This is a genomic window from Coprococcus sp. RTP21281st1_F1_RTP21281_210402 (assembly GCF_040915325.1).
Taxonomy (GTDB): Bacteria; Bacillota; Clostridia; order Lachnospirales; family Lachnospiraceae; genus Coprococcus; species Coprococcus aceti.
Window position 1 is genome coordinate 14,923 of record NZ_JBCPDQ010000014.1, and the last position, 25,009, is coordinate 39,931.

Sequence of the window (25,009 nt, forward strand, 5' to 3'; positions counted from 1 at the left end):
ATAGACTATGAAAGCACATGGAACAGTACACAAATACGGTGACAACGTAGATACAGATGTAATCATCCCTGCAAGATACCTGAATTCATCAGATCCTGCAGAGCTCGCAAAGAGCTGTATGGAAGATATAGATAAGGATTTCGTAAAGCGCGTAAAGCCGGGCGATATCATGGTGGCAAGAAAGAACTTCGGCTGTGGATCTTCAAGAGAGCATGCACCTATAGCCATCAAGGCTTCAGGAATAAGCTGCGTAATCGCAGAGACATTTGCCAGAATCTTCTATAGGAATGCCATCAATATCGGACTTCCGATCATCGAGTGCCCTGAGGCAGCAGAGGCTATCCAGGCAGGCGATGACGTGGAAATCGATTTCGACAGCGGTATGATCTATGACAGAACCCAGGGAACAGAATTTAAGGGACAGGCATTCCCTCCATTCATGCAGGAGATCATCAAGAGCGAGGGACTCATCAACTATATCAATAATAAAAATAAATAGAGTATGAGCATGTTTGGCCAGAGTGAAGATATATCATGAAAGGCAAAACAGGAAGGAGACAAAAATGCAGTGTAATTTAGCCGTAATAAAAGGCGACGGTATCGGCCCTGAGGTAGTCACAGAGGCTATGAAGGTTCTCGATACAGTTGGAGAGAAGTTCGGACATACATTTGACTATGAGCAGATCCTCATGGGCGGATGTTCAATAGATGCGACAGGCGTGCCACTCACAGACGAGGCAGTGGCAGTTGCAAAGTCAAAGGATGCGGTTCTTCTCGGTTCAATCGGAGGAAATACATCCACATCACCATGGTATAAGCTCCCTCCAAATCTCCGCCCGGAGGCAGGACTTCTGAAGATCAGAAAAGAGCTTGGCCTCTTCGCAAACCTTCGTCCAGCCAATCTCTACGATGAGCTGAAGGAGGCATGTCCACTTAAGGCTGAGATCGCAGAGCGCGGATTTGACATGATGATGATGAGAGAGCTCACCGGTGGTCTCTACTTCGGCGAGAGACACACAGAGGAGGTTGACGGAGTTATGACAGCCGTTGATACCCTCACATACAATGAGAACGAGATCAGAAGAATAGCCATCAAGGCATTTGACATAGCTATGAAGAGAAGAAAGAAAGTCACATCCGTTGACAAGGCCAATGTCCTTGACTCATCAAGACTCTGGAGAAAGGTCGTTGAGGAAGTGGCAAAGGATTACCCTGAGGTTGAGCTTGAACACATGCTCGTCGACAACTGCGCGATGCAGCTTGTGAAGGATCCTGCACAGTTCGATGTGGTTCTCACAGAGAACATGTTCGGAGACATCCTCTCAGACGAGGCATCCATGATCTCAGGTTCTATCGGAATGCTTTCATCTGCATCACTTAACGAGACAAAGTTCGGTATGTATGAGCCATCAGGCGGATCGGCACCTGACATAGCAGGCCAGAACAAGGCGAATCCGATAGCAACCATCCTGTCGGCGGCAATGATGCTCAGATACACATTTGACCTCGACAAGGAGGCAGATGCAGTTGAGAACGCTGTAAAGACGGTTCTCAAGGACGGATACAGAACAATAGATATCCACTCAGAGGGAACACAGCTCGTAAGCTGTTCCGAGATGGGTGATCTTATCTGCGAGAGAATATAGAAAGGACCATTATTGGAGGAGAATAAGATGAAGAGTGATAATGTTAGGGTTGGAATGCAGCAGGCACCACACAGATCTCTGTTCAACGCACTGGGCATGACAAAGGAAGAGATGGAGAGACCTTTAGTAGGTATCGTATGTTCATACAATGAGATAGTTCCAGGTCACATGAACCTGGACAAGATAGCACAGGCAGTAAAGATGGGAGTTGCCATGGCAGGTGGTACACCTGTTATGTTCCCGGCGATCGCTGTGTGTGATGGTATAGCAATGGGACACATCGGAATGAAGTATTCACTGGTTACAAGAGATCTGATCGCAGACTCAACAGAGGCTATGGCTATAGCACATCAGTTTGACGCGCTCGTCATGATCCCTAACTGTGACAAGAACGTTCCAGGACTTCTCATGGCAGCAGCCAGAGTAAATGTCCCAACAGTATTTGTATCTGGCGGCCCTATGCTTGCCGGACACGTAAAGGGAAATAAGACAAGTCTTTCAAGTATGTTCGAGGCTGTAGGTTCATACGCAGCCGGAACCATGACTGAGGAGGATGTATACGAGTATGAGTGCAAGACATGCCCTACATGCGGATCATGTTCAGGTATGTACACAGCAAACTCTATGAACTGTCTGACAGAGGCTCTTGGAATGGGACTTCCTGGAAATGGAACAATCCCTGCAGTATATTCAGAGAGACTTAAGCTTGCAAAGCATGCAGGAATGGCAGTTATGGATATGTACAGAAAGGGCATCAAGCCTAGAGACATCATCACAAAGGAGTCAATCATCAACGCTCTTACAGTTGATATGGCACTTGGATGTTCAACCAACTCTATGCTCCACCTTCCAGCCATCGCACATGAGATCGGTTTCGACTTTGATATCTCATTTGCAAATGAGATCAGCGCAAAGACACCTAACCTGTGTCACCTTGCTCCTGCAGGCCACACATACATGGAGGATCTCAATGAGGCCGGTGGTGTGTATGCGGTTATCAAGCAGCTTGCAGATGCAGGACTCATCAACAAGGACTGCATGACAGTTACAGGCAAGACAATAGGAGAGGCTGTTGCCAATAGTGTAAACAAGAATCCTGAGGTCATCAGACCTATGGACAATCCATATACAGTTACAGGTGGTCTGGCTGTACTCAAGGGTAACCTTGCACCAGACGGCTCTGTAGTAAAGCGTTCAGCAGTTGTGCCTGAGATGCTGGCTCACAAGGGCCCTGCAAGGGTATTTGACTGTGAGGAGGACGCAATCGCAGCTATCAAGGGCGGCAAGATCGTAGAGGGTGACGTGGTAGTCATCAGATACGAGGGACCAAAGGGAGGCCCTGGTATGAGAGAGATGCTCAACCCTACATCAGCCATCGCTGGTATGGGACTTGGCTCATCAGTTGCCCTTATCACAGACGGAAGATTCTCAGGAGCAAGCCGTGGAGCGTCCATCGGACATGTATCACCTGAAGCTGCTGTGGGCGGACCTATCGCTCTTGTTGAGGAAGGCGATATGATCGAGATCGATATCAACAACCTCAGCATCAAGCTCGATGTCTCAGACGAGGAGCTTGCAAAGAGAAAGGCTGCATGGAAGCCAAGACAGCCAAAGGTTACAACAGGCTATCTTGCAAGATACGCAGCTATGGTTACATCAGGCAACAGAGGTGCTGTTCTTGAGGTGCCAAAGAATTAATTGATCACAATTAAGGGAAAAGGAGAAAGTAAGATGTCAAAGATATCAGGTTCTGAAATTGTTATAGAGTGCCTTAAAGAACAGGGCGTTGACACCGTGTTCGGTTATCCGGGAGGAACTATCCTCAACGTATATGATGCCCTCTACAAGCACCAGGATGAGATCAACCATGTGCTCACATCACATGAGCAGGGGGCTGCCCATGCGGCAGATGGATATGCCAGAGCTACAGGCAAGGTCGGAGTATGTATGGCCACATCAGGTCCGGGTGCCACCAACCTTGTAACAGGTATAGCTACAGCATACATGGATTCCATTCCTGTTGTGGCAATAACAGCAAATGTAGGTGTAAATATGCTCGGTAAGGACAGCTTCCAGGAGGTAGACATTGCAGGTGTTGTTATGCCTATAACCAAGCACAGCTTTATCGTGAAGCACATAGATGATCTTGCACCGACCATCAGACGTGCGTTCAAGATCGCAAAGAGCGGCAGACCTGGCCCGGTGCTTGTGGATATAACAAAGGATGTAACCGCAGCGGAGACAGAGTATATACCAGAGACACCGGAGGTCATCGAGAGAAAGACAGACACCATCCGCGAGGAGGATGTGAACAAAGTCCTTGAGATGATCAAGGTTTCAAGAAGACCATTTATCATGGCAGGTGGCGGATGCATCATCTCTGACGCATCCGCAGAGCTTGCAGAATTTGCAGATAAGGTGGATGCACCAGTGTGCGATACACTTATGGGCAAGGGCGCATTTGACGGAAGAAGCGAGAGATATACAGGCATGATCGGTATGCACGGAACAAAGGTGTCCAACCTCGGTGTGTCAAGGGCAGATCTTGTGATCGTTGTTGGTGCCAGATTCTCAGACCGAGTTATCGGAAATGCATCCAAGTTCGCGCCAAATGCAAAGATCATACATATAGATATAGATGCGGCTGAGATAGATAAGAATATCCCAACAAATGCCAGTATAGTCGGCGATGCAAAGGAAGTCCTGAAGATACTCAACAGCAAGCTTGCCGCCCAGTCTAACAAGACATGGATGTCTGAGATCGAAGACCTCAAGAAGCAGAATCCTGACGTGTACAGCTTTGACACACTGAACGGACCTGCAGCTATCAAGAAAATCTACGAGCTTACAGAGGGTGATGCGATCATCACAACAGATGTCGGACAGCATCAGATGTGGGCAGCCCAGAACTATACATTCAAGGAGCCTAGGACCTTCCTGTCATCAGGCGGACTTGGAACCATGGGTTACGGTGTTGGCGCAGCTATCGGAGCAAAGTACGGCAGACCTGATAAGACAGTCATCAACATAGCCGGTGACGGATGCTTCAGAATGAATCTGAACGAGATAGCAACAGCTGCGAGATACAACGTGCCTATCATCCAGGTAGTCCTGAACAACCACGTACTTGGAATGGTAAGGCAGTGGCAGACACTGTTCTATGACCACAGATATTCCAACACCGTGCTTGACGATTCGGTAGATTTCGTCAAGGTAGCAGAGGGACTTGGTGCCATGGGAATCAGAGCCAACACCCTTGATGAGTTCGAGGCAGCAATGAAGACAGCCCTGACAGCAGGCAGACCTGTGGTAATAGATGTAACAATAGCGGGAGACGACAAGGTATGGCCAATGGTAGCTCCGGGAGCAGCCATCGATACCTGTTTCTCAGAGGACGATATGTAATATATGTCAATATAAGCTCGGAAAGGCACCATATTTGTGCGCGTACAAAACATAGATATGGTGCTTATATATATAATCCCTACTTGCCGACAGGCGAAAAGAGTGCTATAGTACAGGGATATAAGCGATAATAAAGTTGTTTTACTTGATAATATAAGAATTTAGTAAAAATAACTTGTTAATCGCAAGCGAGATACACCAAAAGAACAAAGATAAGTCAGAATTTTCATATAAATGGGAACGAAGGACATTTTTGTTAAGTAAAATATCTCGCACACATTTTATTAGGTCATAAACAGATGATTTCGTAAATAAAGTAAATTAGCCTGTGTTTCGCTGCCTATATCGTTCGAAGGACATTCTCCTCCGCCGGTCCTTAGGTGGCGCTGTAGGCGGCACCTTAGTACCGCTGCAGGAGGAGACGAGCGGGAGCGCTCCGCAGAACGATATAGGCAGCGAAACACAGGCTTACATACATTAAAACGAAATCATTGTCACAACTAAAAAGAAGGAGAGATAACAAAAATGGCAAGAGTGTACAACTTTTCAGCAGGCCCTTCAGTTCTTCCTGAGGTGGTATTAAAAGAGGCAGCAGAAGAAATGCTTGATTACAAGGGAACAGGCATGAGCGTAATGGAGATGAGCCATCGATCTAAAGCCTTCGACAATATCATCAAAGAGGCAGAGAAGGATCTCAGAGATCTCATGAACATACCTGACAACTACAAGGTGCTTTTCCTTCAGGGAGGAGCTTCACAGCAGTTCGCAGCAATTCCAATGAATCTCATGAAGAATGGCGTAGCTGACTACATCATCACAGGTCAGTGGGCAAAGAAAGCATACGAAGAAGCAAAGAAATATGGAAAGGCAGTTGCAGTTGCATCATCAGCAGACAAGACTTTCTCATATATCCCAGATTGTTCAGATCTTCCAATAGATGACGATGCTGATTATGTTTACATTTGTCATAACAATACTATATATGGAACAACATACCACACACTTCCTAACACAAAGGGCAAGATACTTGTTGCAGATATGTCATCAGACATTCTCTCACAGCCTGTAAATGTTGAGGATTACGGTATGATCTACTTCGGAGTTCAGAAGAACGTTGGTCCTGCAGGCGTAGTAGTGGCTATCATCCGTGAGGATCTTATCAGAGATGACGTTATGCCATTTACACCAACCATGCTCAAGTACAAGACTCAGGCAGATGCAGACTCACTCTACAACACACCTCCATGCTACGGCATCTATATCTGTGGCAAGGTATTCAAGTGGGTTAAGGAGATGGGCGGCCTTGAGGCTATGAAGGCTCACAACGAGAAGAAGGCCAAGATCCTCTATGATTTCCTCGACAGCTCAGAGCTCTTCAAGGGAACTGTAGTAAAGGAAGACCGTTCACTCATGAACGTACCATTTGTAACTGGTGACGCAGACCTTGATGCAAAGTTCGTCAAGGAGGCTACAGAGGCTGGATTTGTCAACCTCAAGGGTCACAGAACAGTAGGTGGTATGAGAGCATCTATCTACAACGCAATGCCTATCGAGGGTGTTGAGAAGCTTGTAGAGTTCATGAAGAAGTTCGAGGCAGAGAACAAGTAATATATAGTAACAGAAAAGGGAGAAAAAGACATGTCAGTAAAGATTAATTGCTTAAACCCTATCGCCAAGTGCGGTATGGAGCTTTTACCTGATACATATGAAGTAACAGACAATTTCGCAGATGCAGATGCAGTTCTGGTCAGAAGTGCATCCATGCATGATCTTGAGCTGTCAGACAACCTTCTGGCAGTAGCCCGTGCAGGTGCAGGTGTCAACAACATTCCACTTGATAAGTGCGCTGAGAAGGGTATCGTAGTATTTAACACACCAGGAGCAAATGCAAATGGTGTTAAGGAGCTTGTAGTAGCAGCACTCCTCATGGCTTCAAGAGACCTCGTTGGCGGTTACAACTGGGTCAAGGACAATGCCGCTGAGGCGGATATCGCCAAGATGGTGGAGAAGCAGAAGAAGAACTACGCAGGCAATGAGATCCTTGGCAAGAAGCTCGGTGTAATCGGACTTGGTGCCATTGGAGCAAAGGTTGCAAATGTTGCGCTTAAGCTCGGCATGCAGGTATACGGATATGATCCATATGTGTCAGTAGATGCAGCATGGGGACTTTCAAAGGATGTAAAGCACATCACAAATGTAGAGGATATCTACAGAGACTGTGATTATATAACAGTTCATGTTCCAGCTCTTGACAGCACAAAGGGAATGATCAATGCAGATGCATTTGCACTGATGAAGGACGGCGTGAAGATCCTCAACTTCGCAAGAGACGTACTGGTCAACGATGAGGATATGAAGGCAGCACTCGACTCAGGCAAGGTTGCAAAGTATATGACAGACTTCCCTAACCCAGCTATAGCAGGTTACAAGAACGTGGTAGCATTCCCACATCTTGGAGCTTCAACAGCAGAGTCAGAGGACAATTGTGCAGTTATGGCTTGTAAGGAGATCAAGGCATACATCAACGATGGAAACATCAAGAACTCTGTAAACTATCCAAACGTAAACATGGGACAGTGCAGTGATGTAGCCAGAGTTACTATCTGCCACAAGAACATCCCTAACATGCTCACCCAGTTCACAGGAGTATTCTCCAAGAAGGGCGGCAATGTATCAGGAATGATCAGCAAGGCAAAGGGCGATTACGCATATTCTATCCTTGATATCGGTGTAGAGCCAACAGCAGACGACATCGCAGAACTCTCAGCAATCGAGGGAGTTGTTAAGGTAAGAGTCATAAAGTAATAAAAGATAAATAGGAGAGAAGAAAAATGAGTGACAAGTTAAAGGTAGGTATCCTTGGCGCAACAGGTATGGTAGGTCAGAGATTTATCTCACTTCTTGAGAACCATCCTTGGTTCGAGGTCGTTACAGTTGCAGCCAGCCCAAGAAGCGCAGGCAAGACATACGAAGAGGCAGTTGGTGACAGATGGAAGATGGATACACCGATGCCAGAGGCAGTTAAGAAGCTTGTAGTATACAATGTCAATGAGGTAGAGAAGGTTGCTGCCACAGTTGATTTTGTATTCTCAGCAGTAGATATGACAAAGGATGAGATCAAGGCTATAGAGGAGGCTTATGCCAAGACAGAGACTCCTGTAGTTTCAAACAACTCAGCTCACAGATGGACTCCTGATGTTCCTATGATGGTTCCAGAGATCAATGCAGACCATGCAGAGGTTATCGAGTTCCAGAAGAAGAGACTTGGAACAGAGAGAGGATTTGTTGCAGTTAAGCCTAACTGCTCAATCCAGAGCTACGCACCGGTACTTACAGCATGGATGCCATTTGAGCCATACGAGGTTATCGTAAGCACATATCAGGCAATCTCAGGAGCAGGTAAGACATTCAAGGATTGGCCTGAGATGCTTGGCAACATCATCCCATATATCGGCGGTGAGGAAGAGAAGTCAGAGAAGGAGCCACTCAGAATCTGGGGTAAGGTAGACAAGGAGAATGGTGTGATCGTTCCTGCAGAGGGAATCACTATCACAAGCCAGTGTATCAGAGTCCCAGTTCTCAACGGACATACAGCAACTGTATTCGTAAAGTTCAGAAAGAACCCTACAAAGGAGCAGCTTATCGAGGCTATGACAAGCTTCAAGGGCGCGCCTCAGGAGCTTGGTCTTCCAAGTGCACCAAAGCAGTTTATCCAGTACCTTGAGGAGGACAACAGACCACAGGTTGCTCTGGACGTTGACTTCGAGAAAGGTATGGGTATCAGCGTTGGACGTCTCCGTGAGGATTCAGTATATGACTGGAAGTTCGTTGGCCTTTCACACAACACTGTAAGAGGTGCTGCAGGTGGTGCAGTTCTCTGTGCAGAGCTTCTGAAGGCTAAGGGATATATCACAAAGAAGTAATAAATTATATGGATATTTGAAGTGTCTGTGCTAACAATATCATAAAGATTTGCCGGGATAATGTTGCTGCTATGAAGTGAACATGTTCCGGCAATTTTTTTGTTTTGCATGGCGTTATATTATGCAGTATTATTGATAACATTATGTTGACATTGCACAAACAGGTATACTAAAATTAGATTAATTGTAAATAAACCATGAATTACTAAGGGAGGTATTTTATGAGAAAAGGGAAGAGATGGCTGGCAGCGGCTGTGAGTGCAGCGATGATTGTCCAGTCACTGGCCAGTGTTGGCCCGGTTTATGCAGCGGATGATGGCGTATCCATAGCTGACACGTTTACGGATTCGTCGTTTAGAAGCTATGTGTCGAGTAATTTCGATACAGACAGTAATGGTTATCTGTCAGATGCGGAGATCTCGAATGTAACATCTATAGATGTTTCGAAGTGTTCTCCTGCTATATCAAGTTTGAATGGCGTAGAATTGTTCACCAATCTGTCAAAGCTGGATTGTAATGAGCAGTCTATAAGGAATCTTGATATAGAGAATCTTGAGAATCTTGAATATATAGATGTCTCAAGTAACAGAATAGACAGTCTGACATTGCCGGTAAGTGCAGAGAAACTTACATATCTTGATATAAGTGGAAACAAGATCACAAGCCTTACATCTCTGGCTGATTACAATAATCTTGTACTGCTCAATGCCAATTCAACAAACCTTTCATCGATAGATGTCAGCAATATGAAGGGGCTTAAGGTGCTTGGCGTAAGTGGAACCACCATATCAACACTTGATCTTGGCTCAAACATGGAGCTTACAACGCTTTATTGTGACAGCATGCGTTCACTGCCTGTCCTTGATGTGTCAGGTCATGAGAAGCTTAAGAATCTTTATTGTGCTGGAGCAAAGAGCGACAGTGGAGTTGTTGTTCGTTCGTCAATTACCAAGCTTGACGTATCCGGTGATATAGTCCTTGGTTCGCTTGATTGTTCAAATAGCTATGTGGCTGAGCTGAACATAGACAATACCCCGGCGCTTACAACACTTGATTGTTCTAACACGAGACTTACATCAATAGATGTGTCAAAGAACACAAGTCTTAGCTACCTTGATGTCAGCAGCAATGTTCTGGGTGCGGTGGATTTTACTGCGAATACAGCACTTAGAGAGCTTTATGTCAAGGATACTGGCATAAATAAGCTTGATGTATCTACTCTCACCAATCTGGTTAATCTTGACGCATCATCAAATTCTCTTGCAGAGCTTGATATAGCATCAAACAGTTTATTGGAGAAGCTTTATATTTCAGACAATAATATCCAGGGTATAAAGCTTGATGGTCATCCTGACCTTAAAGAACTTGAGATTGACAACAACAATCTTGTGGCCATAGATATATCAGTGTGTCCTAAACTTTATGGCGATGATGGTGTGTTCAGTTGCAGTGGGAATAGCAGGGATATAACACTTGATACTACGAACTATGATTATGATTTTAGCGATTTTTCAAAAGTCTATGGTTTGCATAAGGCGTGGTATGACTATGAACTTCCTGTTGCTGTAGATAACAACGGCAAGCCTTTAACGGATGATAATGGGGTTGAAATTCATAAACGAAACAGGAATACTACAGGATACGCAGGAATACAGGGCATAGATGCCAGCAATGAGGCGTCATCCGTGACTGGAGGACAGCTTGATGGATATATATTTACAGCGGAGCCGGATGCGGAGAAGATTACATACAATTACTATACAGGAGCAGGAATGGGGAAGGTCAAGTTCACACTCAACATTCTTAACCCGCTCAAGGTCACAGTATGGTATACAACTGATGGAAATGTTGTAAAGTCAGACAGTTCTACACTCAGCTTCAGAGTTGGTGATACGACTACACTTACAGCTACGGATGACGAAAAAAATCCACACAAGAACATAACATGGAGTTCGTCAAATGAAAGAGTTGCACAGATAGACAGGGAGACAGGAGAACTGACCTGTGTTTCGGCGGGAACAGCTCAGATTAACATTCTGCTGAATGATCGTGCTATAGGATATGTGAATATGGAGTGTCACAAGCCTGTTACCGGACTTTATCTTGTAGATCAGAACGAGAAGGATGATGCAGGCAACCAGATAACATACGAGAATGGCGCAGTCATCAACATGGACTGTGGAACATATCCAAGAAATGGCTCTAAGAAGCTGGATGTAAAGTGTGTTACCGAGGATGGTCTTGCGTCCAAAGAGATATCAGGATTCACTTGTAAGGTGACTGATGCGGATGGCAAAGAAAACAATAAGGTTTTGTCGTTTAATACATCAAGTAAGACTATAACAACAAGAGGTGCAGGAATCGCATTCCTTCATTTTACATCAACTGATAATCCTGATGTAGAGACAGTAATTCAGGTAAATGTTGAACAGAGAGTAAACAGCGTGACACTTTCACAGTCTAGAATGACAATCATTGCAGGTGGAAGCAGTAATCTCGTTGCTACGGTTTCTCCAAATACTGCAGTGGAGCAGAGCGTTGTATGGTCATCATCAAATGAGAGCATTGCTACGGTCGATGCCGAGGGAAATGTGAAGGCTGTCAATCCGGGAGAAGCTGATATCATATGTACATCTGTTGATACTGAGCAGGTGTACGGCAAGTGTCATGTGACTGTACAGCCTCCTGTAAAAGGTTTGACTCTCAATATGAACAGTGCAGAATTGTTGCTCGGAGCAGATACGGAAAGCAGAACAGTATCACTTGAGGCTGTTATCGATGCGGATGATGCAAGTATTTACAAGAATTTGAAGTGGACATCGTCAGATACAAACGTTGCTTCGGTGTCATATAGTTCAACAGATAAGACAAAGGCTACAGTTACTGCCAGATCAGCAGGAACTGCTGTTATCAGATTTTCAATTTCAGATGATGAGTATGTGGATTGCAACATTACAGTAAAGCAGAGAGTTACAAGCCTTAGAATAAACAGAGACAAGACAACAATATATGCTGGTGATACACTGCAGGTAACAAGCACTGCATCCCCTGCAACTGCATCGAATCAGGAAGTCATCTGGGCATCATCAGACGAGAGTGTTGCAAGCATTGACAAGGATGGTTTGATAACAGCCCTCGACAGAGGAACCACAGTTATCACAGCTACAGCAGTTGATGGAAGTGAGAAAACAACATCATTCACTCTTACAGTAAAGAAGTATGTAAGTGCTATAACACTTGACAAGGATAAGCTCACTCTGTATGTGGGTGAACGAGGAACTGTTAAGCAGACCGTACTTCCAGAAGATGCAAATGACAGAAATGTTATATGGCAGTCAAGTGATCCGGGTGTTGCAACAGTATCAAACGGAACAATAACAGGTGTTAAAGCCGGAACAACAAACATAACATGTACAGCTAGAGATGGCAGTGGAGTATCAAAAACATGTGAAGTTACAGTAGTCCAGCAGATATCATCAATAGTATTGGGTGAGAGCACTAAGACTGTGAATGTAGGTGATAAGTTTACCCCGAATGTGACTCTCAATCCGGAGAATGCTTCAAAAACAGAGCTGAAGTGGACAAGCTCGAGTGAAGCAGTAGCATCTGTAGATCAGAATGGAGAGGTAACAGCAAAATCCCGAGGTACAGCGACAATCACATGCGAGGCTGTCGAAGGCATTGAAGGAAGAAAGGCCAAGGCAGCTCTCAGACTTACAGTTAACCAGCCGGTTACAGGAATAAAACTTAATCAGACAAAACTGAATCTGTTTGTGGGTAAACAGGGCAGAATAACATCGACTGTAGCTCCTGCTAACGCAAATAACAGAAATGTTGAGTGGACAACTTCTAACAGCAAGGTAGCAACTGTAAACAATGGTACTATCACAGCAGTATCAAAGGGAACAGCAGTTATCACATGTAAGGCTAAGGATGGAAGCGGCAAGCTTGCAAAGTGTACTGTTACGGTTTCACAGCCTGTAACATCCATCAAGCTCAATGCAACAAACAAGACTATCAAGAAGGGTGCGACATTCACACTCAAGGCAACTGTAGGTCCTGCAGCGGCAAACAATAAGGCGGTTACATGGTCATCATCGAACACCAAGGTTGCAACAGTTTCGTCAACAGGAGTTGTCAAGGCTGTTGGAAAGGGTTCGGCAGTTATCACATGTAAATCAAAGGACGGAAGCAATATTACTGCCAAGTGTACAATCAATTCAGTTATTATGGTTTCTTCAATCAAGTTAAACAAGAAGACAGCAACCATAAAGAGAAAGGGAAAGATAACACTCAGGGCAACAGTAGGTCCTGCAACTGCAAACAACAAGGCAGTTACCTGGGTTTCTTCAAATAAGAAGATCGCCACTGTAACAACAAGAGGAACAGTAGTAGGTAAGAAGAAGGGCCGTGCGGTAATTAAATGTAAGGCTAAGGATGGCAGTGGTAAGTACGCAAAGTGTACAATCATAGTAAAATAAAAATATAACAACATACAGTTGGGAGATATGATCTTAATCGTCAGGCCTGCAAAACAGGTCTGACGGTTTTTTACGTATATTGTTCTTTGCTGTTCTTTATTTTTATTTAACGTTAAAAAATGTTGTAAGCAAATAGCAATTGTGATAAACTATTAGAAAAATTGATTTCATTTACATGGAGGCATTTATAGATATGAAGAAGCTTATTTTAGTTACATCACCACCAGCATGTGGAAAGACATTTATTTCAAAGCAGGTTGCAAAGGCACTTCACAATTGTGTATACCTTGACAAGGATACACTTATCGTGCTTTCAAAGCAGATATTTGTAGTTGCCGGACAGGAGTACAACCGTTCATCAGACTTCTTCCAGAAGGAGATCAGAGATTACGAGTATTACTGTGTGCTGGATCTTGCATTTGAGGCATTGGATTACAATGATACAGTTCTCATCAATGCTCCGTTCACAGAGGAGATCAGAGATGATGAGTATCTTGACAATCTTCGCGCTAAGCTTGCAGAGAAAGATGCAGAGCTCTTCGTTATCTGGGTAAATACAAGAAAAGATGTATGTCATGAGAGAATGATCAAGAGAGCTTCAGACAGGGATACATGGAAGCTTGAGCACTGGGATGAGTACATCAACAGCCAGAACTTCAATCCGCCTACAAACATCAAGGATCTCTTCATATTCGAGAACTCATCAGAGGAGGAATATGAGGATTCGATCAAGAAGGTTGTCAAGGCTGTAAGAGGTTAATTGGCACATACAATAAAATATTTATGACAGGAGTAGAGAATATGGCAACAATCAGAAGTTTTAGAGCCTATAGACCGAGACCAGATGTTGCAGGCAGAGTAGCTGCCTTGCCATACGATGTGTATAACCGTCAGGAAGCAGAGATAGAGGTCAAGCGCGAACCATTATCATTTTTGAAAGTGGACAGAGCAGAGACATCCTTTGGACCAGATGTGGATACATATGCTCCATGTGTATATGATAAGGCTGGTCAGCTGCTTCAGGGCATGATAGATGATGGAACATATATCATGGAGCGCAGACCAGTCTATTATATTTATGAGCTTATCATGGATGGCCGGCATCAGACAGGACTCGTGGCATGTTCTTCTATAGATGACTATATGAATGGAGTCATCAAGAAGCATGAGAATACCAGAGAGGACAAGGAGATAGACAGAATAAAGCATGTCGAGGCATGCGGAGCGCAGACGGGACCTATATTCCTTGCGTACAGAGCGATAGATAAGGTTGACGAGATCATCGATAGAGTGAAGAAGGGTGATAAGTTGTACGGCTTCACATCACCTGACGGGATCACTCACAACGTATGGATAATAGATGGCCAGGAAGATATAGACACCATCAGAGCTGCATTTGAAGGAGTGGACGATATCTATATAGCGGATGGACACCACAGGGCGGCATCGGCCGTCAAGGCGGGAATCCATATGAGAGAGAAGAATCCGGGATATACCGGGGATGAGGAATTCAATTATTTCCTCTCTGTACTTTTCCCTCATGACCAGCTTATGATCATGCCGTACAACAGAGTGGTAAAGGATCTCAACGGACATGACAAGCAGGAATTCATGGATGAGGTTTCAAAGATATTTGATGTGACAGCCAGTGATGTTCCGGTGGAACCACAGGTCAAAGGACAGGTGGGAATGTACATGGATGGAAGCTGGTACAGACTGGATGTCAGAGAAGGTATTGTTCCGGATGATGTCGTGGGCAGACTTGACGTATCGGTACTTCAGGACAATGTGCTTGCACCGATACTTGGAATACAGGATCCGAGAACTGATCAGAGGATCATGTTCGTAGGTGGAATCAGAGGACTTGCAGAGCTTGAGCGTCTGGTGGATGGAGGAATGGCGGTTGCATTCTCGATGTATCCGACATCCATCACTGAACTGTTCGACATTGCAGATGCGGGACTTCTCATGCCTCCAAAGTCAACGTGGTTTGAGCCAAAGCTCAGAAGCGGAATATTTATACACAAGATAGACTAACATTAGGAGAAGGGGTTTTATGGAGATATTTGTATTGAAATCAGATGAGGTTGCAGCGATAACAAGGGGTACGCATGGCAACCCTCATCATATTCTTGGTATGCACCAGTGTCTTAATGACTGCTATGTAAATGCATACCTTCCGAGGGCTACGGCTGCGTTTGTTCTCAGGATAAATGAAGAAACGGGCGAGCCGATATTTAAATATCCTATGACCGAGATAGGTTCACAGGGATTTTTTACAGTGAAGATCGAGGATAGCGGGGCATTTGCATATAAGCTCATAACAGAAGGCGAGCAGGCGGCTGAATTCTATGATCCGTATTCATTCGGATACAGCGTGGATCCGGTCAATGTCATGAAGGTGGTAAATGGAGACGATGGAATATTGTCGGATTTCCATGTAAAGGATCTGTTTGGAGCAAGACAGATCACGCTCGATGGTGTACAGGGTGTATCGTTCTGCATGAATATGCCGGGGGCAACCAGGGTCAGTGTGGTCGGAGATTTCAACGGATGGGATGGACGCGTGAATCCTATGAGAAGGATTGACTACACTGATATGTTTGAGCTGTTCATTCCGGGCGATCTCATGAATACCAGATACAAATTCGAGGCATTATACAGAGATGGAAATACAGATATATTTGCAGACCCTTACGCTGAGGTGTATGAGGTGGCACCGGGAAATGCATCGGTACTTGCAAAGCTTGAGTATAGCTGGTTAGACTCTTCATATATGAAGAAGAGAGGCAGTGTATCTGCCCCGGTAAATATATATGAGGTCCACATGCCGACATGGAAGAGAAACTCAGATGGATATCCTCTTAACTATCTCGAATTTGGCAAAGAGGCTGCCATGTACGTGAAGAATATGGGATACAACTACATACAGTTTATGCCACTTATGGAATATAGAGATGACAATGGCTGGGGCTATGATACCGTGGGAATGTTCGCTCCGACATCGAGATTTGGAACACCTACGGAGTTCATGGCTATGGTCGACCATTTCCACAGCAAGGGAATAGGCGTTATCATGGATATGGTATCTGTGAGGGATGTGGATTGCATCGCATATTGGATAGACACATATCATCTGGACGGAGTAAGGCTGGAGGACGAGGAACTTATCAGAGCATTGAGAACAACCCTCGGCACTGCAGGCGATGCTGTCATGACAGATCTCAGGTGGAATAATGAAGCTGTGTCCAGAGTGACAGATTTCATGATGATACCTCCAGTGAACAGAGGAAGCTTTACGGATTATACATGTGGTATACCATTTGACGAGAATGATGATACCGTATGGGCGCTCAGCCATGATGAGGTTGCATATGAGCGTGGAAGTTACGCATCCAAGATGTCGGGTGGCTATGAGGACAAGTATGCTGATCTCAGACTTCTGTTTGGTCTCACCATGTCACTACCGGGAAGAAAGCTGACGTTTATGGGACAGGAATTAGGCGGATTTGCCGGGTTTGACGGAAGAACCCAGATCGACTGGTCGGTTCTTGAGTTCGATGCAAACAGCTATTTTCAGAAATATATAAAGGAACTCAACAAATTATACGATACAAAGAATGCTCTGTGCGGTGATGGCAGGGACCTTGCCGGCAGTGCACTTGATATACAGGAGAAGGGACAGGTAATATCATTTGTAAGACATGGTTTGGATGTCGCAGATGATGTGTATATTGTCTGCAACTTCGGACTTAAAAATGTGACAGGATATAAGCTTCCGGTTGAGACGGATGGAAAGTACAGAGAGATCTTCTCAAGTGATAACCTGAAATACGGAGGCGAGGGCAACAATAACAAAGGATATAAGACTGCTGCGGATGGCGTGATAGAAGTGAGTGCTCCTGCACTGTCATTTGCAGTGTTTGCCCATGTAAAATAGGAGGAATAGACATTTATGCTATTGATTGGTGATCTGTATAACATGGCGGCTGATACTGCGACCACAGAGAGTGTGGTCGGGGATGCGGTGAAGGAGGCCACGGATCAGGTAAGTATCGTAGGGCAGTATATCCAGAAGCTTACAGACTGGTGTATGTCCAAGCTTGGCAGTATAGTTGTGGCTGTCATATTCATGGTCGTCTGCTTCAAGCTGGTGAAGTTGCTGCTCAGGATACTCAGGAAGAGTTTTGAGAGGTCAAAGCTGGATCCAAGCGTTGCTGGTTTTTTCATATCTGCGGTCAAGATTGTTCTGAATGTGTTGATCGTGCTCACTGCGGCGAGCATTGTGGGATTTCAGATCACTTCATTTATAACTATACTAGGCACAGCGGGGGTTACCCTCGGACTTGCACTTCAGGGAAGTCTGTCGAATCTTGCGGGCGGCTTGTTGATTCTCATATTAAAACCATTCAGGGTCGGTGACTATATTGTGGAGAACAATACCCACTGCGAAGGAACAGTCGTGTCCATAGACATATTCTATACAAGGCTGATAACTTTCGACAACAAATCAGTCGTCATACCGAATGGCAACATATCCAACACATCCCTTGTGAATGTGACAGAGCATGATATGAGGAGGGTGGATATACCATTTTCTGTTGCGTATGATTCTGATATGGAGAAGGTCAAGAGGGTTACCATTGAGACCATTAAGGATGTGGATGGTTATCTTCCGGATGAGCAGATTCTGTTCTATATAGATGAATTTGCAGACAGTGGGATCAATATGTATGTGAAGTTCTATGCGACGATAGAGAAGTTCTTTGATGCCAAGTGGGATGCCATGTGGAAGCTGAAAAAGGCATTTGACGAGAATGACATAGAGATTCCATTTAATCAGATGGATGTACACATGAAATAAATACTCAATAATCCACATATGATGTCTGATTTCTTGCAAAAATAAAAGCAATCGAGTATAATCATGTGGATGTAGATATCAAAGACCGTGTATTTAGTATACATGGTCTTAATATAAATTTGTTTAAGGAGTGATTGATATGACAAAGATTGATATTATCTCAGGCTTCCTTGGAGCTGGCAAGACAACGTTGATCAAGAAACTTATTGAGCAGGCATTTAAGGGAGAGAAGCTGGTTCTTATAGAGAACGAGTTTGGTGAGATAGGAATCGATGGCGGTTTCCTGAAGGATGCCGGCGTTCAGATCACAGAGATGAACTCAGGTTGTATCTGTTGTTCACTGGTCGGAGATTTCGGTACTGCACTTAAGCAGGTTATCACAGATTACACACCTGACAGGATCATCATTGAGCCATCAGGAGTTGGCAAGCTGTCTGACGTTATCAAGGCAGTAAAGGATGTATCAGGAGATCTTGATGTAGAGCTCGACAGCTACACAACAGTTGCCGATGTGTCAAAGGTTAAGATTTATATGAAGAACTTTGGCGAGTTCTTCAACAACCAGATCGAGAGTGCTAACACTATCATCCTGAGCAGAACACAGACTACTACACAGGACAAGATAGAGAAGGCTGTAGCCATGATCAGAGAGAAGAACGATCATGCAACCATCATTACAACTCCATGGGATGAGATCGATGGAGCAGCCATCAGAGAGGCTATGCAGAACTACAAGTCTCTTGAGGAGACAATGATGGATGAGGCTAAGAAGGGACATGATCATGACCACGACCACGGCGATGAGTGCACATGTGGCTGTCACGACCATGACCATCATCACGACCATGATGACGACCATGAGCATCATCACGACCACGATGAGCACGAGCATCACCACGATCACGACGAGCACGAGCATCACCACGACCACGATCATCATCATGATCACGACCATGGCGATGAGTGTACATGTGGCTGCCATGACCATGATCACCACCATCATCATGCAGATGAGGTATTTACAAGCTGGGGCAAGGAGACACCACACAAGTACAATGAGGACAAACTCAGAGAGATTCTTGACACTCTGGCTGACACAGAGAAGTACGGTGTTATCCTCAGAGCAAAGGGTATCGTACCTAGCGATGCAGGTGAGTGGCTGTACTTTGATCTTGTACCAGGCGAGTTTGAGGTCAGAAAGGGCAAGGCTGACATCACTGGTAAGCTTTGCGTAATAGGAAGCAAGCTTAAGGAGGACGACCTTGCAGAACTGTTCGAGGTTTAAGCAGGTTGTTCTATGATAAGGAGTTAATATGATGGGACGTCAGAATAAAGAGATACCTGTATATGTGTTCATGGGATTCCTTGAGAGCGGTAAGACAACATTTGCCAAGGAGACCCTGATGGACAGAGGCTTTACAGGTGGAGCCAAGACACTTCTTCTCGTCTGTGAGGACGGAGAGGAGGAGTATGATCTTGAGGCTCTGAAGAAGGCTAATATATATACAGAGTTCATAGAGGAAGATCAGCTCACAACAGACCATCTCCTTGACCTTCAGGACAAATACAATCCGGAACAGGTCATGATCGAGTACAATGGTATGTGGAAGCTCGATAAGATATTTGAGATAAGGGTTCCAAAGGGATGGACGGTTGTCCAGGTTATCTCATTTGTGAATGCGGAGACATACGATGTGTACTCACAGAACATGAAGGCAACCATGGTTGAGCAGTTCAACAGTGCGGACATGGTCATCTTCAACAGATGTGATGAGAATTCCAAGATCCCTGAGTGGAGAAGATCCATCAAGGCGGTGAACAGAAGAGCACAGATCATCTTTGAGATGAAAGATGGCTCCATTGCACCTGAGACAAATGAACCTGAGGATCTGCCATACGATGTGAGCGCAGATGTGATAGAACTGCCGGATGACGATTTCGGTATCTGGTATGTGGATGCATCTGACATGAAAGAGAGATACGACGGCAAGAAGATCCACTTCAAGGCCATGGTATTTAGACCAAAGCAGTACGGCAGCAATGCATTTGTTCCTGGAAGATTCGCCATGACATGCTGTGTTGAGGATATCCAGTTTGTCGGATTCAAGTGCTATTATCAGGGTGCTAAGAATCTTGTGGACAGACAGTGGGTTGATGTCACAGCCAAGATAGGCTACGAGTATTACCCAGATTTTGAAGGTGAAGGACCTGTTCTCACAGCAGAGAAGGTCACACTCACAAGTGCACCTGATGAAGAGGTAGTATATTTCAGTTAAGAGTTGAGCAGCTCCCTGAATACATGATATTTGATGTATCCGGGGAGCTTTTTTTGCGCGGACGGGGAATGCCGGAAGAGCTTTGACGTGTCCTTACGAAAGTGTAAGTTGCGTTATTTACCGGCAGAATTTATTATAAGTTTAGTGTAAAAAATAAAGTCAAATTGGAAGGAAAGACTTATGATCAGATCGGCGAAACTTGCGTGTGGCGGTGCGGTTGCACTTATGCTGCTTGGAGGTATGATCTGTCCAGCTATGGCGGAAACGAACACAGATAGTGCATATGGACGGGTTGAACAGAGGATAATTGAAAATAACCCTGATTTTGATATACAGCTAAAGTATGGACTCAATGGATATGCGGTAAATGACAGAGGCAGTGTTATCAGGCTGGATATTGTGTGCGACACAGATTTTGCGGGAAATGTGTCTGTACAGACGAGCTATTCCGAAGGCTTTGGCACGAAGAATATGACATATGCCAGAGATGTGGAATTAAAGGCAGGAGAAAATACAGAGCTGGAATTCTGTGTCGATAATATGGGCTCCGGTATAGCAAAGGTTGAGATCAAGGACAGTGACGGAGAGCTGGTGTACTCAGAGCGGGATTCACTGAGTATAGAGGGCAATGATATGGTAGCCGCGGTGGGCGTGATGAGTGACAGACAGGATGCCATGTCTTATATAGAGGATGTCTCCATGGACAATGTGTATGATAATGCAAAGGTAGAGACTGTTGCATTATCACCCTCAGACATTCCTGAGTCCGAGGAGGGACTGGAGGCTATAGAGTACCTGTTGGTGGATGATTATGATCTGTCGGGATTGTCAGAGAAGCAGAGTGCTGCCATAAAACAATGGGTGTACAGTGGTGGAGCTATGATACTGGCCAAGTCGTCAGATGAAAATGAACTCAGCAGCTTTGACGGCGATTTTGTCTCCGCTGTGAATGACACACAGAAGGTACATGAGCTGGACGGCTCAGATGGGTACTATCTGAATATGGGATATGGCAGGATCGTGGTGCTCCCGTATTCGCTTGCACAGACGGATGAGAAGGATAAGACTGCCCAGGCGCAGGCTGTTCTGGAGGCAGGCTTTACGGATATGACACAGAACTGGATCGATGGAGGCTGGTATTATGGTGGCACATATTATGGATATGATGTGGCAAATGCAGCCAACAAGAGAAGCACCCCGTCACCTGTTGTCATTATGCTCGTGCTGATCATATATATCATTGTGTGTGGTCCTGTGGCGTACATCGTCCTCAGCAGGCTCAAAAAGAAGGAGCTCATATGGGGAGTTATCCCGGTATGTGCAATTATCGGTACAGGTGCCATATATATGGTAAGCCTCAAGTACAGAGTTACAAAGCCTATCGGACTTACATTTGTGGCTGCGGATATAAGCGGTGATACCAAGCGGGAGGATGCATATTCATATATAATAGGCGGCAGATCAGGCCAATACAAGATAGACATCAACAGCAAATATTCCAACATCGAGATGGATGATTCCATGGAATCCAGCTTTTATGACAATCTCAATGCGGTAAAAAATGATGGAAAAGATGGCGTTACACTGAATTATTACAGCAATCGTTCATTTGGCACTATATCAGCTAATGCAAGCTTTGCTGGAAGCAACGATATTGGAAGGATTCGGAAGAATTTGACATTATATACAGATGGCTTTGAGGGAACATTGACAAATGACACCTCGTACGATGTGGAGAATCTTGTGGTCATGTCCGAGGGATATTATTACGTTGCTGATGTCCTGAGAGCGGGAGATACCATACGGATAAGCAGGAAGAATACCCACAAATTTGACGGCGGCTCCATACTTGACGGAATGAGATCATATTACACGAAGAAGTATGGTGAGGATTATTTCGGAGATGATGAATCGTCGGCGGAATGGTCCAGAAATTATTACATGCAGCTCCGGCTTGCCCAGTACAGTAGACTCGCTGCAGATGACGGCGTTGTGGCTGTGTGGGGAACCATACAGCGGGATCCGGATATGATGAGTGATGCCGATACGGAAAATTATGGCAGCTATATGGTATACGACATAGATACCCTTAAATATGAGGATGTGGATGGAGTTTATTATTACAGCATTTATGACAGGGATGAGAATGGAATCGGCGGATCAGATTATGGTGATGACGATCTGTTGATGTATTCTGAAACCGTGGACGTTAACATCAGATTTGGCAAGAATGATGATATAACGGAACTGATATACGATAAGACCCAGGCGGGAAGCGGCAAGAACAAGGTCGTAGTGCAGATGCTCAACAGAGAGACCGGTGAATATGACACGGTATTTGCCGATGGACAAACGATCATAAAGGGGCAGGAACTTGACAAATATATGTCGGACGGATGCCTGGCTATGAGATTTATATCTCCTCAGCAGGGAGATTATTATGTGGACAGTTACCTTCCACATATCAGTGCGAGGGGAGGTGTCCGGTAATGGTTGATATAGAAGAACTCACCAAGAGATATGGAAAGTTTGTTGCGCTCGATCATATGAATCTTCATATTGATAAGGGCGAGATATTCGGATTTGTCGGACCAAATGGTGCCGGTAAGACGACAACCATGAGGATCATGTGCGGACTCCTTAAAGCCACATCGGGAAAGGTCACCATAGACGGTGTAGACGCACTTGGCAGACCTGCGGATGTGAAACGGAAGATAGGATATGTTCCTGACTTTTTCGGTGTGTACGACAATCTGAAGGTCATGGAGTACATGGATTTTTATGGCTCCATGTACGGTATGAGCAAGCGGGAAGTGGAGAAGGTCGCAGATAAATATCTAGAGCTTGTCGCCCTTCAGGATAAAAAGGACGAGTTCGTCGACAGCCTTTCAAGAGGTATGAAGCAGAGACTCTGTGTAGCAAGAGCGCTCATACATGATCCCGAGCTTCTGGTGCTTGATGAGCCGAGTTCGGGTCTGGATCCAAGGTCAAGACATGATATGAAGAATATACTGCGTGATCTGAAGGAGATGGGCAAGACCATCGTGATAAGCTCGCATATTCTGCCGGAGCTTTCAGAGATGTGTACGAGTATAGGTGTCATAGACCACGGAAAGATAGTGGCCAGCGGAAGCGTGGATGAGATTGTAAATGGTGATAAGAACATGCCTCCTGTAAGGATAAAGGGATATATGTTGGGACTTGATGCGGAGGCCTCAGCCAACAGGATATCTGTCATTGTGAAGGAAAGATTCAATGTGGATCGCATAAGTATACAAGATGGAGAAATTTTTGTCTATTATTCAGGCACGAGGGAGTCTGACGCCGAGCTTCTCAGAAGTCTTGTGGACAACGGTGTGCACGTTCATCAGTTTTTCAGGGATAAGGAAGATCTGGAATCCCTGTTCCTTAAGATTACGGGAGGTGAGAATCGTGGCGCGAAGAACAATTATTAATCCCATATTGAAGAAGGATATTCTGGTAAATGCGAGAAGTGCCAGAATGGTCGTGACGATAACAGTCATCAACTGCCTGTTTGCGCTGGTTGTCGGAATGCTCTTCATGACGAGCAGAGGCTCGGCATATCAGGTATATTATTCAAATATTGCACAGATGTTTCCTGTGCTTGCGGTGTGTGAGCTGTGCATAATAGGACTCATAGTTCCGATAATCACATCCACCTCGATATCCGGTGAGAGGGAGAGACAGACGCTTGAGATCATGCTGACGACTCCGGTAAGACCTATATCGATAGTTGCAGGTAAGCTCCTGTCGGCAGTTGCCACCACGGCAATGTATGTCATAGCAACTCTTCCGTTTATGGCGGTTGCATTCATAGTTGGAGGAATGGGCTGGGACGAACTGTTCAAATATCTTGGAATGGTTCTCTTTATAGATATATACGTTGGTAGTATCGGAATATTTTACTCCTGCGTGAAGAGAACTTCTGTGTCGGCGGCCATATCAACCATAGTGACTATAGCGGTTGTTGTGTTTTTATCATATGCGATAGGAAAAGTTTTTGAATCCATGATGTATATGTCGGACGGTTCAAGAAGCAGTTATGCTACTTATATGATGGGAAAGGCAGTGTGCTATGCAGTCAATCCTGCCATGTGGATAGCAGAAAATTTCATCAGATTGCTCGGGGATGAATCTGTGGTGGAAACCATGACGGGATACGGTAAATACACGAATTTCGTGGTGGATCATATGGCCGTGATCTCAGTGTGTGTGAATCTCGCAGCATCATTTGTGCTACTTAAGGTGGCTTCGGTGAAGCTGGTTAAGGGCAGCAGAAAAAGGAAAAAGTCAAGGATATGATATTCCAAACAGGTATACAAAATGGAGTTTGACTTGTGTTTGATTATGGGATATCCTTTTTAGTGTAATATGTGCTCCGATGGAGAGGCTG

The 25,009-nt window shown here is 44.9% G+C and carries 17 protein-coding genes; all 17 read left to right on the plus strand.

All coding sequences use genetic code 11. From position 1 onward, the window contains the following. The first annotated feature begins 7 nt into the window (after positions 1-7). The 17 genes from leuD to AB5150_RS14755 all read left to right on the plus strand — a co-directional run bounded on the left by leuD (position 8) and on the right by AB5150_RS14755 (position 24,918). On the plus strand, positions 8-499 hold the full coding sequence (gene leuD / locus AB5150_RS14675) for a 3-isopropylmalate dehydratase small subunit (RefSeq protein WP_022216080.1): 492 nt from the start codon (positions 8-10) through the stop codon (positions 497-499). Between the two features lie 64 nt (positions 500-563). Then, a complete protein-coding gene (gene leuB / locus AB5150_RS14680) occupies positions 564-1,646 on the plus strand; it encodes a 3-isopropylmalate dehydrogenase (protein WP_015533541.1) in 1,083 nt (360 codons plus the stop codon). Positions 1,647-1,673: 27 nt separating this feature from the next. Beyond that, positions 1,674-3,344: a dihydroxy-acid dehydratase gene (ilvD, locus tag AB5150_RS14685; RefSeq protein ID WP_015533540.1), complete on the plus strand. Its 1,671-nt coding sequence runs from the start codon at positions 1,674-1,676 to the stop codon at positions 3,342-3,344. A 33-nt stretch (positions 3,345-3,377) separates the two neighbouring features. Then, a complete protein-coding gene (gene ilvB / locus AB5150_RS14690) occupies positions 3,378-5,051 on the plus strand; it encodes a biosynthetic-type acetolactate synthase large subunit (RefSeq protein ID WP_118016669.1) in 1,674 nt (557 codons plus the stop codon). A gap of 525 nt (positions 5,052-5,576) precedes the next feature. Continuing rightward, a complete protein-coding gene (gene serC, locus AB5150_RS14695; RefSeq protein WP_015533539.1) occupies positions 5,577-6,659 on the plus strand; it encodes a 3-phosphoserine/phosphohydroxythreonine transaminase in 1,083 nt (360 codons plus the stop codon). Between the two features lie 30 nt (positions 6,660-6,689). Continuing rightward, a complete protein-coding gene (locus tag AB5150_RS14700) occupies positions 6,690-7,856 on the plus strand; it encodes a phosphoglycerate dehydrogenase (RefSeq protein WP_015533538.1) in 1,167 nt (388 codons plus the stop codon). Positions 7,857-7,882: 26 nt separating this feature from the next. Then, the gene (gene asd, locus AB5150_RS14705) at positions 7,883-8,974 is read left to right on the plus strand and encodes an aspartate-semialdehyde dehydrogenase (protein ID WP_015533537.1); all 1,092 of its coding nucleotides are present in this window, start codon (positions 7,883-7,885) and stop codon (positions 8,972-8,974) included. Between the two features lie 221 nt (positions 8,975-9,195). Continuing rightward, complete coding sequence (locus tag AB5150_RS14710; protein WP_173795646.1) at positions 9,196-13,455, plus strand: Ig-like domain-containing protein; 4,260 nt, start codon at positions 9,196-9,198, stop codon at positions 13,453-13,455. 193 nt (positions 13,456-13,648) lie between these two features. Continuing rightward, complete coding sequence (locus AB5150_RS14715) at positions 13,649-14,215, plus strand: AAA family ATPase (protein ID WP_015533536.1); 567 nt, start codon at positions 13,649-13,651, stop codon at positions 14,213-14,215. A 41-nt stretch (positions 14,216-14,256) separates the two neighbouring features. Beyond that, complete coding sequence (locus AB5150_RS14720; protein WP_055223949.1) at positions 14,257-15,492, plus strand: DUF1015 domain-containing protein; 1,236 nt, start codon at positions 14,257-14,259, stop codon at positions 15,490-15,492. A 19-nt stretch (positions 15,493-15,511) separates the two neighbouring features. Next, positions 15,512-17,395, plus strand: coding sequence for an alpha amylase C-terminal domain-containing protein (locus AB5150_RS14725; protein ID WP_368292122.1), 1,884 nt, complete (start codon positions 15,512-15,514; stop codon positions 17,393-17,395). Positions 17,396-17,410: 15 nt separating this feature from the next. After that, complete coding sequence (locus AB5150_RS14730) at positions 17,411-18,319, plus strand: mechanosensitive ion channel family protein (protein ID WP_015533533.1); 909 nt, start codon at positions 17,411-17,413, stop codon at positions 18,317-18,319. 139 nt (positions 18,320-18,458) lie between these two features. Beyond that, a complete protein-coding gene (locus tag AB5150_RS14735; RefSeq protein WP_368292123.1) occupies positions 18,459-19,604 on the plus strand; it encodes a CobW family GTP-binding protein in 1,146 nt (381 codons plus the stop codon). 31 nt (positions 19,605-19,635) lie between these two features. Continuing rightward, the gene (locus AB5150_RS14740) at positions 19,636-20,595 is read left to right on the plus strand and encodes a GTP-binding protein (RefSeq protein WP_015533531.1); all 960 of its coding nucleotides are present in this window, start codon (positions 19,636-19,638) and stop codon (positions 20,593-20,595) included. A 180-nt stretch (positions 20,596-20,775) separates the two neighbouring features. Then, the gene (locus AB5150_RS14745; RefSeq protein ID WP_368292124.1) at positions 20,776-23,085 is read left to right on the plus strand and encodes a hypothetical protein; all 2,310 of its coding nucleotides are present in this window, start codon (positions 20,776-20,778) and stop codon (positions 23,083-23,085) included. Then, a complete protein-coding gene (locus AB5150_RS14750) occupies positions 23,085-24,050 on the plus strand; it encodes an ABC transporter ATP-binding protein (protein WP_368292125.1) in 966 nt (321 codons plus the stop codon). The genes AB5150_RS14745 and AB5150_RS14750 overlap by 1 nt, the downstream gene beginning before the upstream one ends. Next, positions 24,028-24,918: an ABC transporter permease gene (locus AB5150_RS14755; protein WP_055272732.1), complete on the plus strand. Its 891-nt coding sequence runs from the start codon at positions 24,028-24,030 to the stop codon at positions 24,916-24,918. Before AB5150_RS14750 ends, AB5150_RS14755 begins: the two co-directional genes overlap by 23 nt. The last annotated feature ends 91 nt before the right edge of the window (positions 24,919-25,009 follow it).

Bases quoted from the DNA above. Each gene is read 5' to 3' on its own strand.
- leuD (WP_022216080.1), top strand. From the start codon at position 8: ATGAAAGCACATGGAACAGTACACAAATACGGTGACAACGTAGATACA.
- leuB (WP_015533541.1), top strand. From the start codon at position 564: ATGCAGTGTAATTTAGCCGTAATAAAAGGCGACGGTATCGGCCCTGAG.
- ilvD (WP_015533540.1), top strand. From the start codon at position 1,674: ATGAAGAGTGATAATGTTAGGGTTGGAATGCAGCAGGCACCACACAGA.
- ilvB (WP_118016669.1), top strand. From the start codon at position 3,378: ATGTCAAAGATATCAGGTTCTGAAATTGTTATAGAGTGCCTTAAAGAA.
- serC (WP_015533539.1), top strand. From the start codon at position 5,577: ATGGCAAGAGTGTACAACTTTTCAGCAGGCCCTTCAGTTCTTCCTGAG.
- AB5150_RS14700 (WP_015533538.1), top strand. From the start codon at position 6,690: ATGTCAGTAAAGATTAATTGCTTAAACCCTATCGCCAAGTGCGGTATG.
- asd (WP_015533537.1), top strand. From the start codon at position 7,883: ATGAGTGACAAGTTAAAGGTAGGTATCCTTGGCGCAACAGGTATGGTA.
- AB5150_RS14710 (WP_173795646.1), top strand. From the start codon at position 9,196: ATGAGAAAAGGGAAGAGATGGCTGGCAGCGGCTGTGAGTGCAGCGATG.
- AB5150_RS14715 (WP_015533536.1), top strand. From the start codon at position 13,649: ATGAAGAAGCTTATTTTAGTTACATCACCACCAGCATGTGGAAAGACA.
- AB5150_RS14720 (WP_055223949.1), top strand. From the start codon at position 14,257: ATGGCAACAATCAGAAGTTTTAGAGCCTATAGACCGAGACCAGATGTT.
- AB5150_RS14725 (WP_368292122.1), top strand. From the start codon at position 15,512: ATGGAGATATTTGTATTGAAATCAGATGAGGTTGCAGCGATAACAAGG.
- AB5150_RS14730 (WP_015533533.1), top strand. From the start codon at position 17,411: ATGCTATTGATTGGTGATCTGTATAACATGGCGGCTGATACTGCGACC.
- AB5150_RS14735 (WP_368292123.1), top strand. From the start codon at position 18,459: ATGACAAAGATTGATATTATCTCAGGCTTCCTTGGAGCTGGCAAGACA.
- AB5150_RS14740 (WP_015533531.1), top strand. From the start codon at position 19,636: ATGGGACGTCAGAATAAAGAGATACCTGTATATGTGTTCATGGGATTC.
- AB5150_RS14745 (WP_368292124.1), top strand. From the start codon at position 20,776: ATGATCAGATCGGCGAAACTTGCGTGTGGCGGTGCGGTTGCACTTATG.
- AB5150_RS14750 (WP_368292125.1), top strand. From the start codon at position 23,085: ATGGTTGATATAGAAGAACTCACCAAGAGATATGGAAAGTTTGTTGCG.